The organism is Streptomyces fradiae ATCC 10745 = DSM 40063 (genome assembly GCF_008704425.1).
Classification (GTDB): Bacteria; Actinomycetota; Actinomycetes; order Streptomycetales; family Streptomycetaceae; genus Streptomyces; species Streptomyces fradiae.
This window is the reverse complement of the sequence record NZ_CP023696.1, coordinates 1,231,348-1,246,648: the sequence shown is the minus strand read 5'-3', so window position 1 is coordinate 1,246,648 and position 15,301 is coordinate 1,231,348. Positions and strand designations below refer to the sequence as shown.

Genomic DNA, 15,301 nt, shown 5'->3' with positions numbered 1-15,301 from the left:
GACTGGGCCCATGCCTGTGCTCGACCCGAACCCCCAGAACGGCCAGAAGAAGCTGCTCTACGTCTTCGGCGCCATGCTCGCGATCGGCGTACTGATCGGAATCATCGCCTCCGTCGCATCCCCCTCCTGACAGACCCCGGAAGGCCCCTGACCGGCCCCTGACCCGTCCGCCCCGGCCCCGACCGGGACAGACCCCGGCCGGACAGGTCCCCTCCTCCGGGACGGTGGGGCTGTCCCCCCTCGTCCCCTAGGGGTGGGGTCAGGGACGCATGGGTGGATCACCGGATGGGACGGGCGCGGGCGCGTCCGTAGCGTGGAAGTGCGTGGACGACACCACGCAGCCCCGACGACCCCGGAGGCGGCCATGCCGGCCCGTACGCCCACCCGAACGCACCCCGTCGCACCCGCGCCCGCGGCCGGTGCGGAGGTCCGGTTGCCGTGGTGGGCGATAGCCCTGCCCGTCGCCGCCTTCACGGCGCTGTTCCTGCTCCTCGCCGGGTCCGGCCAGGCCCGCGCGACGGAGGGCCAGCCCGCCGTCGGCCGCTTCCTCGAACAGGTCCGGCACACGGTCGCGCGCTGACGGCGCCCGGTCCGGCGGAGCCGCCGCCCATCGCAGGGCGGGCGCGCCAACACCTGGCGCCGCAGGGGCCGTCTCGTGCGAAGCTGGGGTCATGAGCGTCGATACACCTCGCAGGATCGTGCTGCTCCGGCATGCGAAGGCCGACTGGTCCCAGGACGCGGACCACGAGCGCCCGCTCGCCGACCGGGGCCGCCAGGAGGCGCCCCTCGCCGGGCGCAGGCTCGCCGACGCCGGCATCACCCCCGGCCTGACCCTGTGCTCGACCGCCGCGCGCACCCGCGAGACATGGAAGCTGGTCGTCACCGAGCTGCCTCACCGCCCCAGGACCGTCTACGACGAGCGCATCTACGAGGCGTCCCTCGGTGAGCTGATCGCCCTGCTCAACGAGACGCCCGAGGACGTGGACGACCTCCTTCTCATCGGCCACAACCCGGGCATCCACGCCCTCGCCGACGCCCTCGCCGGCGAGGCGGAGGGCGACATCCTGCCCCGCATGAACCGCAGCGGCTTCCCGACCTCCGCCTTCGCCGTCCTCACCTTCGACGGCGAGTGGAAGTCCGTGGAGCACGGCACCGCCCGACTCATCGACTTCTGGACGCCCCACTGAGAGCGGTCTCGCCTGGCGCCGCGCGGCGCCGGACGACCGGAACCCGCCGGTCCGAGGCCACCGGACGAGTCCGGTGGCCTCAGCCGGATGCCGTCAGCGAAGATCGTTCAAGCGACTGCCGATCTGCTCGTGGAGGTCGTGCGGTAGGTGGACGGTCCAGCGGTCGGCGGCCTCGGCGGCCAGGTCGCGGCTCCAGCGCCAGCTGTTGCGTGCCGCCGTGCGCACGTCCTGCTCGAGGGCGGTGGCCGTGGTGGCGGTGTAGCGGCGGCGGTCGGCGTCGGGCAGGTCCCGTTCGAGCGCGCGGCTGGGGGTGAGCCAGTGGCCCGTGCTGTCACGCAAGAGCCGGCAGAGCCGGAGCTGCTGGGGCGCGATGACGGTGTGCAGCAGGGCGTGGGCGCGGGCGGTCTCACCGCGGGCCAGGACGTGGGCGAGCATGAGCGTCCAGTTGGCCAGCTCGTTGGTGAGCTGCTGTGCGGTGGCCACCGGCTCGGGCGGCTGGAAGGCGGCCAGCTGCCGGGCGGCCCGGGTGAGCCGGCCGGTGCGGTCGAGCAGGACGGCGTCGTCGGGGCGGGGCAGATGCACCATGCCCTGCCAGGTGGGTACCTCGTCGATGCCGGGACCGGCCGGGGTGAGGTGGAACTCGCCACGCATCAGGTCGTCGAAGACGACGGCGAGGACGCCGTACATGTTGGTGTAGCAGAGCAGGAGCGGTGCGAGCTGTGACAGGAAGGCGGGGCCGTCGAAGTCGGCGAGGTGGTCGTCCTGGATGTAGAGGTACGCCTCGACGTCGGAGTGGGCGTCGGCCTCGCCCACGGTCCACGAGCCGTAGAGCAGGACGCCCTCCAGCCGGGTGTCGGCGTGGGCCAGCTGTCGCAGGCGTGCGATGCGGCCGTCCAGGGCGGAGGGGGCAGAGTGAACGGACATGGTGGGGTCGTGTCTCCTGAGGTGAGCGTGCGGGCGTGCTGACGGGGCCCGGCACCTGCCGAGCGCATGTCTGTGAACCGCCGCGGCTGATCAGGAGAAGTTGCCCATGAGCGGGATCATAGGGGACGGCTCAGCCGTCGCCGGCGGAAGCGGACCACACCACCAGGAGGAACCGGTGCCCCACCCGCGACTGCTCACTCCCGAGGAGAAGCTCGCCGACGCGAAGAAGCTGCTGAGGCTCCCGCGTATCGTCGTGATCTGCGGTTCCACCCGCTTCATGGCCGAGATGGCCGAGGCCGACCTGCGGGAGACCGAAGCCGGAAGGATCGTCGTCAAACCGGGCTGTGACATGAAGTCGCCGCATGAGCTCTGGTCCGATCCCGCCGAGGCCGAGGAGCTGAAGGCCCGACTCGACGCGCTGCACCGGGCGAAGATCCGCCTCGCCGACGAGGTGCTCGTCGTCGGCGACTACATCGGGGACAGCACCCGAGCCGAGATCGCCTACGCCCGGTCGCTGGGCAGGCCCGTGCGGTTCACGCACCCCCAGGTCGACCCTGACGCCTGACCGCCCGCCGCCACCTCGACGAACAGGGCGGGCAGCCCGCCGCCCGACCGTCTCGCGGTGGCTTCGGCCGCCGGCCGCCCACGCCCTCCGCAGGCATCCTGTGGGCCTGACCATCCGCACGGGCGCCCGCACCCCCCGGCGTGCCCCACGTCTCAAGCCTGTCGCCGCACGGCCGAAGCCTCCGGCCCGACGGCACCGGCGGGCCCCGGTCCGCCATCGCCTACCGGCCCGCCCATCGGGCAGCCGCCCCGGCACCGCGCCGCGCGCGCCGAACGGGACGGCCCGGACACCAGCAGGTGTCCGGGCCGTCCCCGGTTTTGTACGGCCGCCCGCCGGCGGTGGCGGCCGGCGCCGTCAGGCCGGTTCGGCGACGTCGGCCGCCTCGACCTCCTCGCGGGTGATCCCGAGCAGGTACAGCACGGTGTCGAGGAACGGTACGTTCACCGCCGTGTCGGCCGCCCGCCGGACCACCGGCTTGGCGTTGAAGGCCACGCCGAGCCCGGCCGCGTTCAGCATGTCCAGGTCGTTGGCGCCGTCGCCGATCGCCACCGTCTGCGCCAGCGGCACCCCGGCCTCCGCCGCGAAGCGGCGCAGCAGCCGTGCCTTGCCGGCCCGGTCCACGACCTCGCCGATCACCCGGCCGGTCAGCTTCCCGTCGACGATCTCCAGCGTGTTGGCGGAGGCGAAGTCCAGGCCGAGCCGCACCTTCAGGTCGTCCGTGACCTGCGTGAACCCGCCCGACACGACCCCCACCTGATAGCCGAGGCGCTTCAGGGTGCGGATCAGCGTGCGCGCGCCCGGGGTGAGCCGCACCTCGGCGCGCACCTTGTCGACGACCGACTCGTCCAGGCCCTCCAGCAGCGCCACCCGGGCGTGCAGGGACTGCTCGAAGTCCAGCTCCCCCCGCATCGCCGACGCGGTGATCTCCGCGACCTGCTCCTCGCACCCGGCGTGCGCGGCGAACAGCTCGATGACCTCGTCCTGGATCAGCGTCGAGTCGACGTCCATGACCACCAGCCGCTGGGCCCGCCGGTGCAGCCCCGCCGACACGACGGCGATGTCCACACCCCGCTCGTGGCTCTCGGTGGCGAGCGCCGTCCGCAGCGGCTCGGTCTCGACACCCGACACGGCGAACTCGACGGCCGTCACCGGGTACTTGGCGAGGCGGAAGATACGGTCGATGTTGCCGCCGGTGCGGGTGATCGTGGCCGCTATGGCCGCCGAGTTCTCCGCGGTCAGCGGGTTGCCGAGGACGGTCACATGGGAACGCCCGTGACCGCGGGGGCGGTTGTCGCCCGTACCGGAGATGATCTCCGCCTGGAGCTTCAGCGACTCGGCCCAGCTGTGGACGGTGGCCCGCAGCTCACCCTCGGTGCCGCCGGCCGGCTCGGTGACGAGCGCGCACAGGACGATTCGGCCGCGGGTGACGACCTGCTCGATGTCGACGACGTCGACGGCGAAGGCGGCGAGGGTGTCGAACAGCCCGGCGGTGATCCCGGGGCGGTCCTTCCCGAAGATCTTCACGAGAAGGGTGGGAACGTCTGGGGTCAGTGATGCGCTCATGGTCCCTCCACCGTATCCGCCCCGCCGCACGCCCACCGCCCCTGTCCCGTCCTGCGGACAGCCCTCCCCGCGGCGGGTGGCGCAAACCGCGCATGTCAGGAGTGTCCGCCAGCAAAGGGCCTGACGAAGGTCGCGAAGTGCGGTCTACGCCCCGCCCGGCTTTCGGTCGGGCGACCGGGCCTGAAATAGTTCCACCTCGATGTTCGCCATCCCCCGGCTCCCAGCTACGGGGGCACCTCGGGGGAAGACAACGTGGGGCATGGAGTGCCGGAACTCGTACTGCAACTGAACGGAAGGACCTGGACCCTCGATCCGTCCAGGTCGTACACCCTCGGGCGCGACCCGCAGGGCGACGTGGTGATCGACGACGCGAGGGTCTCGTGGCGGCACGCCACGCTGAGCCGGGGCGGCCGGGGCTGGGTCATCGAGGACCACGGCTCCACCAACGGCACCTACGCGCAGGGCCAGCGGATCCACCAGATGGAGATCGGCCCGGGTGCCACGGTGCACCTGGGCAACCCCACCGACGGCCCGCGGCTGGACTTCACCGCCACTGCCACCGCCGCCGCGCCCCCCGCCGAGGCCGCGCCCGGCGGTGCGTACGGCGCCGGAGCCCAGCAGGCGCAGCAGCCCTGGCCCGGCGGGCAGGCCCACGCCCCGCAGCCGCACGCCCAGCAGGCCCCCCAGGCCCCCGGCGGACAGGTCCCGCCGCAGCAGGCCCCGCACCAGCAGCAGTACCAGCCCCAGGCACCCCACCAGGTGCAGAAGGCCCAGGGGGCGCCCCCGCACCAGGCCAACCCGCCGCAGCACGCCCACCCGCAGCCGCCGCACCAGGCCCAGCAGGCCAACCACCAGGCCCACCAGCCCCAGCAGCCCTGGCAGAAGGAGCGCATCCCGCACCAGCAGGGCGGCGCGGCGGCGCCCCACCAGGCGCCCGGCGCCCCGGCCGCGCCCGCGCACGGGGCGGACCGCAGCCCCACCACGTTCCACCAGCTCGCCCTGGGCCGCGTCATGCGCATCGGCCGCGCCCTCGAGAACGAACTGGTCGTCTCCGACCTCCAGGTCTCGCGCCACCACGCCGAGTTCACGGCGCACCCCGACGGCCGCTTCGAACTGCGCGACCTCGGCTCCCACAACGGCACGTACGTCAACGGCCAGCCGATGGCGAAGTCCGGCACCGTCCTCATCGGCCCGAACGACATCGTCGGCGTCGGCCACTCGACGTTCCGCCTCGTCGGCGACCGCCTGGAGGAGTTCGTCGACACCGGCGAGGTCTCCTTCTCGGCCCGCCACCTGACGGTCACCGTCGACGGCGGCAAGCAGATCCTCAAGGACGTCTCCTTCGGCGTCCCGGAGAAGTCGCTGGTCGGCGTCATCGGCCCGTCCGGCTCCGGCAAGTCGACGCTCCTCAAGGCGCTCACCGGCTACCGCCCCGCCGACCACGGCGACGTCCTCTACGACAACCGCAGCCTCTACAAGCAGTTCGCCGAGCTGCGCCAGCGCATCGGCCTGGTCCCGCAGGACGACATCCTCCACAAGGAGCTGACCGTCCAGAAGGCCCTGCGGTACGCGGCCAAGCTGCGCTTCCCCGGCGACACCGCCGCCGCGGAGCGCGAGGCGCGCATCGACGAGGTGCTGCGCGAGCTGAAGCTGGACATCCACAAGGAGAAGAAGGTCACCTCCCTCTCCGGCGGCCAGCGCAAGCGCGTCTCGGTCGCCCTGGAGCTGCTGACCAAGCCGTCCCTGATCTTCCTGGACGAGCCGACCTCGGGCCTGGACCCGGGCATGGACCGCGATGTCATGCAGCTCCTGCGCGGCCTCGCCGACGACGGCCGCACGGTCCTCGTCGTCACCCACTCCGTCGCCGAGCTCGCCCTCTGCGACAAGCTGCTGGTGATGGCGCCCGGCGGCTCCGTGGCCTACTTCGGCCCGCCCGAGGAGGCGCTCAACTTCTTCGGGTACGAGACGTGGGCGGACGTCTTCTCCGCCTTCGAGAACTACCGGGACTACGACTGGGCCGGCCGCTGGAAGGGCTCCCAGCACTACCAGCTGTACGCGGCCGACATCGACGCCGTCGCCGCGCAGCCGGTCCAGATGCCGGCGCAGTCCGCCGCCCGGCCGCCCAAGCCGCAGAGCTGGGGCGCGCAGCTGTGGACGCTGATCCGCCGGTACGTCTCCGTGATCGCCTCCGACCGGGGCTTCCTCGCCCTGATGGTCATCCTCCCGGCGGTCCTCGGCGCGGTCTCCGTGGTCATCCCCGCCGACTTCGGCCTGGCCCCGCCGAAGCCGCCGTCCCGGTTCAACGGCGACGCCGGGACGATCATGCTGATCCTCGCGGTCGGCATGTGCTTCTCGGGCGCGGCCAACTCCGTACGCGAGCTGATCAAGGAACGGGTGATCTACGAGCGGGAACGCGCCACCGGCCTGTCCCGCTCGGCGTACCTGATGTCCAAGGTGATCGTCCTCGGCGTCATCACGGCCTTCCAGGGCGTCATCATCTGCGCCATCGGCTTCGTCCCGCGCGAGCTGCCCGCCGAGGGCCTGCTCATGCCGCCCGCCGTCGAGCTGTGCGTCACCGTCATCGCGCTCGGCCTGACGTCCATGATGGTCGGCCTGGTGATCTCGTCCCTGGTGAAGACCGCCGAGAAGACCATGCCGCTGCTGGTCATGTTCGCCATCGTGCAGGTCGTCTTCACCGGCATCCTGTTCAAGGTGTACGGCTCGCCCGGCCTGGAGCAGTTCGCCTGGCTGATGCCGTCGCGCTGGGCCATCGCGGGCGCGGGCGCCACGCTCGACCTGGCCCGCCTCATGCCGCCGTGGGACCACGAGAACCCCACCGACCTGGACCCGCTGTGGGAGCACAGCGCCGGCCAGTGGGGCGTGAACGTCTCGGTCCTGCTCGTCATGGCCGTCGTCCTCGGCGTCGTCGTGGCGCGGCTGCTGCGCCGCCACGAGCCGGAGGTCATGCGCAAGTGACCGGCGCCCCGCGCGCGTGAAGGGCGGCACCCGTCGGGGTGCCGCCCTTCCCACGTGCCGGGGTCAGTACGCGCTGTTCACGTTGTCCATGGAGCCGTACCGGTCGGCCGCGTAGTTGCACGCGGCGACGATGTTGGCGACCGGGTCGTACTGCGACTTCTTCGTGCCGGGGACGTGGTAGGCGTCGAAGGTCGGCTTGATGACCTGGAGCAGGCCGATGGACGGGACGCCGTTGCGGGCGTTGATGTCCCAGTTGTTGATCGCGTTCGGGTTGCCGCTGGACTCCCGGATGATGTTGCGGTGGATGCCCTCGTAGCTGCCCGGGATGTCGTGCTTCTTCATGATGTGCAGCGCCTCGCGGATCCACCCGTCGAGGTTGTTCGCGAAGACCGGCTTGCGCGCGGCGGCGCGGCTGGCGGCGGCCTCGGCGGCGGCGCGCTTCTCGGCCGCGGCGGCTGCCTTCGCCTTCGCCGCCGCCTGGGCCTTGGCCTTCGCGGCGGCCTGGGCCTTCGCCGCGGCCTTCGCCTTGGCGGCGACGGCCTTGGCCTTGGCGGTGGCCCGTGCCTGGGCCTCGGTCTTCAGCTGCGCCTCGGCGGCGGCCCGGACCTCGAACGCCGACTTCTGCCCGGCGATGCCGGCCTGCAGCTCCGCGCTCCGGTAGCCGCTCCAGGCGGCCGGGGCGGCGGCCACCTCCTTGACCTCCGCCTTGGCCGAGGCGTCGCTCGGGACCAGGGAGAAGGAGACGGCGGCGGCGCTGACGGCGGCCACGCCGGCCAGGGACAGCTTGTGGTTCTTCTTGAGACGGCTGAGACCAGGGGTGCTGGACGGGAACATACAGTCGTACCTCTTCGGAATCGCGGGAGTCGCACGCCGGGCGGCGCGGCGCCTGGCTTGGCGGGCGACGACGGCAATTCTTAGCGGGCGCAAAAACCCGTGGCAAAGGTGTGACCTACGACCCGGAGTAGTGGATCAGGAGACGCGAAGCGAGCCGCCCGCTCGCCAGCCGCCCCGCCGCGACCAGCACCGATGCACTCCGGCGCGACACCACTAGGCGACCTCGTACGTGATCTGGGCCCTATGCGCGGCCTCACACCGGGCTTACTTCGGACTCACCGCGTGTTGCGACAGCAATGCGTTGCGTAAGGTCCGTTTCCGGGGCGTCCGAAGCGCCCGGCCACCGGCCGCCCTCCCGCTACCGCGGTACTAGGCCCTGCGGACCAGGACCACCGTCCACCGGCCGATGTCCACCGGCCGATACGGGCCCCCGCCCCCCGTCGGTACGGTGAGCGCATGACCGACCGACCACGCTCCGGGCTCGCCGCGGTGAGCACGGCCCTGCTGGAGATGAGCAGGCAGCTGGAGGTCCGCGACGTCCTCAAGACGATCGTGGCCTCCGCCCGCGACCTCCTCGACGCCGAGTACGCCGCCCTCGGCGTCCCGGACGACCACGGGGGCTTCGCGCAGTTCGTGGTCGACGGCGTCAGCGACGAGCAGTGGAAGGCCATCGGCCCCCTTCCCCGGCAGCACGGCATCCTCGCCGCGATGCTCCACAGCGAGCGGCCCGAGCGCCTCGACGACGTCCGCGAGGACCCCCGATTCGAGGGCTGGCCCAGCACGCACCCCGACATGTCCGACTTCCTGGGCCTGCCCGTGCGCGACGGAGACGAGACGATCGCCGCGCTCTTCCTCGCCAACAAGCGCTCACCCTCACCCGGCGGCGGCTGCGGCTTCACCGCCGAGGACGAGGAGCTGCTCGGCATCCTCGCCCAGCACGCCGCCATCGCCCTCACCAACGCCCGCCTCTACGAGCGCAGCCGCGAGCTCACCATCGCCGAGGAGCGCTCCCGCCTCGCCCACGAGCTGCACGACGCGGTCAGCCAGAAGCTGTTCTCCCTGCGCCTCACCGCCCAGGCCGCCGCCGCCCTGGTCGACCGCGACCCGGCCCGCGCCAAGGGCGAGCTCCAGCAGGTCGCCGCCCTCGCCGCCGAAGCCGCCGACGAACTGCGCGCCGCCGTCGTGGAGCTGCGCCCCGCCGGCCTGGACGAGGACGGCCTGGTCCACACCCTGCGGACGCACGTCCAGGTCCTCGACCGGGCGCACGCGGCCCGCGTCACCTTCGACGGCGGAGGGATACGGGCCCTGCCCGCCGCCCAGGAGGAGGCGCTGCTCCGCGTCGCCCAGGAGGCCCTGCACAACGCCCTGCGCCACTCCGGGGCCGGCGGCGTCGCCGTCCGCCTCGCCCGGCACGGTCAGGGCGCCCGGCTCACCGTCACCGACGACGGCAAGGGCTTCGACCCGCGGGCCGTCCGCCGCGCCGGCCGCCACCTCGGCCTCGTCTCCATGCGGGACCGGGCGGGCGGCGTCGGCGGCCGGCTCACCGTGCACTCGGCGCCCGGCGCGGGCACCACGATCGAGATGGAGGTCCCCGGTGGCTGACAACGGCAAGGGCACCGCCGCCGGAGCGGGCGAGGGGCGGGCCATCCGCGTCCTCCTCGTCGACGACCACCAGGTCGTCCGCCGGGGGCTGCGCACGTTCCTGGAGGTCCAGGACGACATCGAGGTCGTCGGCGAGGCCGCCGACGGCGCCGAGGGCGTCGCCCGCACGGAGGAGCTGCGCCCCGACGTCGTCCTCATGGACGTGAAGATGCCCGGCACGGACGGCATCGAGGCCCTCCGCAAGCTCCGCGAGCTGGGCAACCCGGCCAAGGTCCTGATCGTCACCAGCTTCACCGAGCAGCGCACGGTCGTCCCCGCCCTGCGCGCGGGCGCCGCCGGGTACGTCTACAAGGACGTCGACCCGGACGCCCTGGCCGGGGCCATCCGCTCCGTCCACGCCGGACACGTCCTGCTCCAGCCCGAGGTGGCCGGCGTGCTCCTCAGCCAGGACGAGCACGGCGGCGCCGGCGGACGCAGCGGCGCCCTCACGGAACGGGAGCGCGAGGTCCTCGGCCTGATCGCCGACGGCCGCTCCAACCGCGAGATCGCCCGCGCGCTGGTCCTCTCCGAGAAGACGGTGAAGACCCACGTCTCCAACATCCTCATGAAGCTGGACCTGGCGGACCGCACCCAGGCCGCCCTCTGGGCCGTCCGCCACGGCCTCACCACCTGACGGCCTCCGGCACGGGGGCGGTCGCCCGGCCCCACCGCGCGACCGCCCACCCCGGCGAGCCCCGGCCGCACCCCGTGCCCCCGGGCACCGGGCGTACCCCCACCGGTGCGGAGGGGTACGCACCCGCGCCGCACCGCGGTCGGTCCGCGTACGCACCCGGCCCTGTGCGAAGCCGTACGCACCCCGCACCGCACCCTGCGCCCGGCCCTGTGCGAAGCCGTACGCACCGCGCGCCGCACCCTCGCCCGGCCCCCCGAGACCTTCGCACCGCCCGGCCCCGGAGCCCCCGCCCCGCCGCCACGCGCCGCCTCGCCCCAGGAGCCGTCCGCCGCAGACCCCGTCCGCCCGGCCCCCCCCGCAGCGCCCCGCCCGCGCCCCCGCCCCGTCCGGGCCGCTCCAGGCGCCGTCCGCCCGCGCCCCGGAGCCCCGGCCCCCGCCCGCCGCCCCTCAGGGCCGCCCGCGCTCCCGCTCCTCCACGTACGCGTTGAACGCCGCCACCTGCGCGCGCCGCGCCACCCGCTCCACCGGGCGCAGCGCCTCCGCCCGCGCGGCCATCTCCGACGCGGCGACCGCCCCGCCGTGGCCGTTCCCGTAGGCCAGCGACACCAGCAGCCCCACCCGCCGCGCCAGCTCCAGCACCCGTACCGCCCTCGGCGGATACCCCGGCGCCAGCGGCGCGCCGCCCGCGTGCGCCCGCGCCCGGTACGCGTCCAGCGCCGCCTCCGCCACCGGACCGGACGCCGCCACGTCCAGCCGCGTCAGCACCACCGTCGCCTCCCGCAGCGCCTCCGCCAGCTCCCGCTCGGCCTCGCCCAGCGACGGCACGTCCGCCGGCGGCGCCTCCCGCACCGGCAGGCAGTGCCACACCACCTCCACGTGCAGGTCACCCGCCGGCCCCGCCTCGCTCACCTCGGGTACGAGCCCCCACCCGGCCCCGTGCCCGACGGCCGCCTCCCCGGCGTCCAGCGCCCGCGCGTTGAAGTCGGGCGGGCCGCTCAGCCCCAGCGGATGGCCGGGAGCGGGCAGCGCCACCCGCCACCCCGTGACCCCCAGCGACCGCAGCCGCCCCAGCGCGAGTGTCAGCCCCACGGGCCCCGCCTCACCCGGCAGGCCCGCCACGCGGTGCGGCGCGTCGCCGCCGACGATCGCCCCCACCGCCTCGTCGGGTGACACCAAACCGGCCAGCAGGGCGTTCCCCCATGCGGCCAACCGTCCTGAACGTGGTTCCGAAAGCATGGTCCCCAGCCTAGGTAACGGCCCCACGGGTACGGGCCCCTCCACAGGTGGCGTAGGTTTTCCCTGGGAACGTGCGCCCGCCGCCCACCGCGGCGACCCGCGCGCGCACCGACGACGAAGCAACGACCGCAAGGGGAGACAACGCGCTCATGAGCGATGTACTGGAGCTGGTGGACGTATCCGTGGTCCGCGACGGACGCGCTCTGGTGGACGGCGTCTCCTGGTCGGTCAAGGAGGGCCAGCGCTGGGCCATCCTCGGCCCCAACGGCGCCGGCAAGACCACCCTCCTGAACGTCGCCTCCACCTACCTCTTCCCCACCCGCGGCACCGTCGGCATCCTCGGCGAGCGGCTCGGCAAGGTCGACGTCTTCGACCTGCGGCCCCGCGTCAGCATGGCCGGCATCGCCATGGCCGAGAAGCTCCCCAAGAACCAGACGGTCCTCCAGACCGTCCTCACCGCCGCGTACGGCATGACCGCCACCTGGCGGGAGGACTACGAGGCCGTCGACGAGGAGCGCGCCCGCGCCTTCCTCGACCGCCTCGGCATGTCCGACTACCTCGACCGCAGGTTCGGGACCCTCTCCGAGGGCGAGCGCAAGCGCACCCTCATCGCCCGCGCCCTGATGACCGACCCCGAGCTGCTGCTCCTCGACGAGCCCGCCGCCGGTCTGGACCTCGGGGGCCGCGAGGACCTCGTCCGCCGCCTCGGCCGCCTGGCCCGCGACCCGTACGCCCCCTCCATGATCATGGTCACGCACCACGTCGAGGAGATCCCGCCGGGCTTCACCCACGTCCTGATGATCCGGCAGGGCAAGGTGCTCGCCGCGGGCCCCGTGGAGACCGAGCTGACCTCGCGCAACCTCAGCCACTGCTTCGGCCTGCCGCTCGTCGTCGAGCGCGTCGGCGACCGGTACACCGCCCAGGGCCTCCCCCTCGGCTGACCCGCCGCCCGCCCGCACCCGCCGACGGCCGCGACGCCCCCGGCGGACCGCGGAGCCGCCCGCCGTACGAACCGCCCGCCGAGCCGGCAGCCGTACGAACCGCCCGCCGTCCGAACCGGCAGCCGCACACGGGCGGCCCCGCACACGGGCGCCGGCCCCACCCGCCACGGGCCCCCACCACGAGCCCCGCAGGCCGGGAACCGCCGAGGCCGCGAACCGCTCAGGCCGGCAGCCGTCCCCCAAGGGCCCGCGTCCGCGGGCCCTTTCGGCACCCTGTCCCCGAGCCGTCCGCGCACCTACCATGACGATGTGGACATCGACGCATGGGTATGGTGGCTGATCGCGGCGGTGGGGCTGGGCATCCCGCTCGTCATCACCGCGATGCCCGAACTGGGCATGTTCTCCGTCGGGGCGGTCGCGGGCGCCGTCACCGCGGGACTCGGCTTCGGAGTGGTGGCGCAGGTCATCGTCTTCGTCGTCGTCTCCGTGGCGCTCCTCGCCGTCGTGCGGCCCATCGCGGCCCGCCACCGCGCGGGCCAACCGGGCCACGCCAGCGGTGTCGAGGCACTGAAGGGCCGTCAGGCCGTCGTCCTGGAACGGGTCGACGCGCACGGCGGGCGCGTCAAACTCGCCGGCGAGGTCTGGTCCGCGCGCTCCTACAGCGCCGACCAGATCTACGAGCCGGGCCGGGAGGTCGACGTCGTCGACATCGACGGAGCGACCGCCGTGGTGCTGTGACACCCCCGCGGGCACGCTGACGCCACGTCAACAACCGTCACGCCAAAGCCAATCGCCGGGACAACCGGCCGAACCGCCCACATGACCGCCCGCCGTCTGGGAAAATCGATCACGGACACCATTCGGCAGCGAAGGGCACGGGGAGCACGATGCCATCAGTCATCATCGTTCTGGTCATTCTGGTGGTGCTTGTCTTCATCGCCCTGATCAAGACGATCCAGGTCATCCCACAAGCCAGCGCCGCCATCGTGGAACGCTTCGGCCGCTACACCCGCACCCTCAACGCGGGCCTCAACATCGTCGTGCCGTTCATCGACACCATCCGCAACCGCATCGACCTGCGCGAACAGGTCGTCCCCTTCCCGCCCCAGCCCGTCATCACCCAGGACAACCTGGTCGTCAACATCGACACGGTCATCTACTACCAGGTGACCGACGCCCGCGCCGCCACCTACGAGGTCGCCAGCTACATCCAGGCCATCGAGCAGCTCACCGTCACCACGCTGCGCAACATCATCGGCGGCATGGACCTGGAGCGCACCCTCACCTCCCGCGAGGAGATCAACGCCGCCCTGCGCGGCGTCCTCGACGAGGCCACGGGCAAGTGGGGCATCCGCGTCAACCGCGTCGAGCTGAAGGCCATCGAACCGCCCACCTCCATCCAGGACTCGATGGAGAAGCAGATGCGCGCCGACCGCGACAAGCGCGCCGCGATCCTCACCGCCGAGGGCATCCGCCAGTCCCAGATCCTCACCGCCGAGGGCGAGAAGCAGTCCGCCATCCTCCGCGCCGAGGGCGAGGCCAAGGCCGCGGCCCTGCGCGCCGAGGGCGAGGCCCAGGCGGTCCGCACGGTGTTCGAGGCCATCCACGCCGGCGACCCCGACCAGAAGCTCCTCTCCTACCAGTACCTCCAGATGCTCCCGAAGATCGCCGAAGGCGACGCCAACAAGCTCTGGATCGTGCCCAGCGAGATCGGCGACGCGCTCAAGGGCCTCTCCGGCGCCTTCGGCAACCTCGGCAACGGCGCCCCCGGCTTCGACACCTCCGCCAAGGGCCAGCGCCGCGAGAACCCGCCCGTCGACTGACCGCACCCCGGACCACCGCCCAGATCACCCCCCGGCCCCCACCTCGGCCTTCACCTCGGCCCCGAACCGCACCCCGGACCGCTGTCCGGACACCCGCTCGACGCGACCACCGGCCCTCGTGCATGATCGGTTCACCCACCACCGATCCGCACGGGGGCACTGTGACGTACTGGGAGATGCTCGCCGTCCTCGCGGCCGGCATCGGCGCGGGCACCATCAACACGATCGTCGGATCGGGCACGCTCATCACGTTCCCCGTCCTCCTGGCCACCGGCCTCCCCCCGGTCACCGCCACCGTCTCCAACGCCCTCGGCCTGATCCCCGGCTCCATCAGCGGCGCCATCGGCTACCGCGCGGAGCTCACCGGCCAGCGCGACCGCGTCCTGCGCCTCGCCGTCGCCGCCGCCGTCGGCGGGGTCTGCGGCGCCGTCCTCCTCACCGTCCTGCCGCCCACCGCCTTCGAGACGATCGTCCCCGTCCTCGTCGCCCTCGCGCTGGTCCTCGTCGTCCTCCAGCCCCGCATCACCCGCGCCGTCCAGGCCCGCCGCGAACGCGACGGCACCGACGGCGCCCCCCGCCACGGCGGCCCCGTCCTCTTCGCCGGCATGCTCCTCGCCAGCGTCTACGGCGGCTACTTCACCGCGGCGCAGGGGATCATCTACCTCTCCCTCATGGGCACGCTGATCGACGACACCCTCCAGCGCCTCAACGCCGCCAAGAACGTCCTCGCCGCCATCGTCAACAGCGTCGCCGCCCTGTTCTTCGTCTTCGCCGCCGAGTTCGACTGGACCGCCGTCGCCCTCATCGCCGTCGGCTCCACCATCGGCGGCCAGCTCGGCGCCCGCGTCGGCCGGCGCCTGCCCCCCAGGGTGCTGCGCGCCCTGATCGTCGTCATCGGCAGCGCCGCCATCCTCCAGCTCGTCACCCGATGACGAAGGGGCCCGCCCCGGCCGTACACCGGGACAGGCCCCCACACC

The 15,301-nt window shown here is 73.3% G+C and carries 15 protein-coding genes; 11 read left to right on the top strand and 4 right to left on the bottom strand.

What is annotated here, in order from left to right; all coding sequences use genetic code 11:
- Positions 1 to 10 precede the first annotated feature (10 nt).
- From CP974_RS30655 to CP974_RS05365, 3 genes are all read left to right on the top strand, one after another.
- Complete coding sequence (locus tag CP974_RS30655) at positions 11 to 130, top strand: SGM_5486 family transporter-associated protein (protein WP_085921322.1); 120 nt, start codon at positions 11 to 13, stop codon at positions 128 to 130.
- Between the two features lie 303 nt (positions 131 to 433).
- Entirely contained in the window at positions 434 to 580 is a 147-nt protein-coding gene (locus CP974_RS05370) for a hypothetical protein (RefSeq protein ID WP_308425548.1), read from the top strand.
- Between the two features lie 91 nt (positions 581 to 671).
- Entirely contained in the window at positions 672 to 1,187 is a 516-nt protein-coding gene (locus CP974_RS05365) for a SixA phosphatase family protein (protein ID WP_031129494.1), read from the top strand.
- Between the two features lie 93 nt (positions 1,188 to 1,280).
- Here the strand turns inward: CP974_RS05365 and CP974_RS05360 are convergent, their stop codons facing one another.
- The gene (locus CP974_RS05360; protein WP_031129493.1) at positions 1,281 to 2,111 is read right to left on the bottom strand and encodes a hypothetical protein; all 831 of its coding nucleotides are present in this window, start codon (positions 2,109 to 2,111) and stop codon (positions 1,281 to 1,283) included.
- A gap of 175 nt (positions 2,112 to 2,286) precedes the next feature.
- On the opposite strand from CP974_RS05360, the gene CP974_RS05355 reads away from it, so the two are divergent.
- A complete protein-coding gene (locus tag CP974_RS05355) occupies positions 2,287 to 2,676 on the top strand; it encodes a hypothetical protein (protein ID WP_031129492.1) in 390 nt (129 codons plus the stop codon).
- A 354-nt stretch (positions 2,677 to 3,030) separates the two neighbouring features.
- On the opposite strand, the gene serB is transcribed toward CP974_RS05355, so the two are convergent.
- Positions 3,031 to 4,239 carry a phosphoserine phosphatase SerB gene (serB, locus tag CP974_RS05350; RefSeq protein WP_031129491.1) on the bottom strand — a complete coding sequence of 403 codons (1,209 nt, stop codon included), beginning with the start codon at positions 4,237 to 4,239 and terminating at the stop codon, positions 3,031 to 3,033.
- A 264-nt stretch (positions 4,240 to 4,503) separates the two neighbouring features.
- On the opposite strand from serB, the gene CP974_RS05345 reads away from it, so the two are divergent.
- Positions 4,504 to 7,215: an FHA domain-containing protein gene (locus CP974_RS05345; RefSeq protein WP_078915406.1), complete on the top strand. Its 2,712-nt coding sequence runs from the start codon at positions 4,504 to 4,506 to the stop codon at positions 7,213 to 7,215.
- A gap of 63 nt (positions 7,216 to 7,278) precedes the next feature.
- Here CP974_RS05345 and CP974_RS05340 read toward each other — a convergent pair whose 3' ends face one another.
- Positions 7,279 to 8,049 (bottom strand): transglycosylase SLT domain-containing protein, encoded by a 771-nt coding sequence (locus CP974_RS05340; protein WP_031129489.1) that lies wholly within the window; start codon positions 8,047 to 8,049, stop codon positions 7,279 to 7,281.
- A 456-nt stretch (positions 8,050 to 8,505) separates the two neighbouring features.
- Between CP974_RS05340 and CP974_RS05335 the strand changes: the two genes are divergently transcribed.
- Positions 8,506 to 9,651 (top strand): GAF domain-containing sensor histidine kinase, encoded by a 1,146-nt coding sequence (locus CP974_RS05335; RefSeq protein WP_031129488.1) that lies wholly within the window; start codon positions 8,506 to 8,508, stop codon positions 9,649 to 9,651.
- Positions 9,644 to 10,324: a response regulator gene (locus tag CP974_RS05330; RefSeq protein ID WP_051839095.1), complete on the top strand. Its 681-nt coding sequence runs from the start codon at positions 9,644 to 9,646 to the stop codon at positions 10,322 to 10,324. Before CP974_RS05335 ends, CP974_RS05330 begins: the two co-directional genes overlap by 8 nt.
- A 447-nt stretch (positions 10,325 to 10,771) precedes the next feature.
- Here CP974_RS05330 and CP974_RS05325 read toward each other — a convergent pair whose 3' ends face one another.
- Positions 10,772 to 11,560, bottom strand: coding sequence for an Rv1486c family protein (locus CP974_RS05325; RefSeq protein ID WP_031135258.1), 789 nt, complete (start codon positions 11,558 to 11,560; stop codon positions 10,772 to 10,774).
- 149 nt (positions 11,561 to 11,709) lie between these two features.
- Here CP974_RS05325 and CP974_RS05320 point away from each other — a divergent pair, with 149 nt between their 5' ends.
- From CP974_RS05320 to CP974_RS05305, 4 genes are all read left to right on the top strand, one after another.
- A complete protein-coding gene (locus CP974_RS05320) occupies positions 11,710 to 12,501 on the top strand; it encodes an ABC transporter ATP-binding protein (RefSeq protein WP_031135260.1) in 792 nt (263 codons plus the stop codon).
- A gap of 309 nt (positions 12,502 to 12,810) precedes the next feature.
- Complete coding sequence (locus CP974_RS05315; protein ID WP_031135262.1) at positions 12,811 to 13,239, top strand: NfeD family protein; 429 nt, start codon at positions 12,811 to 12,813, stop codon at positions 13,237 to 13,239.
- Positions 13,240 to 13,388: 149 nt separating this feature from the next.
- Positions 13,389 to 14,324 (top strand): SPFH domain-containing protein, encoded by a 936-nt coding sequence (locus CP974_RS05310; protein WP_031135264.1) that lies wholly within the window; start codon positions 13,389 to 13,391, stop codon positions 14,322 to 14,324.
- A 161-nt stretch (positions 14,325 to 14,485) separates the two neighbouring features.
- Entirely contained in the window at positions 14,486 to 15,256 is a 771-nt protein-coding gene (locus CP974_RS05305) for a sulfite exporter TauE/SafE family protein (protein WP_031135266.1), read from the top strand.
- Positions 15,257 to 15,301: the final 45 nt, after the last annotated feature.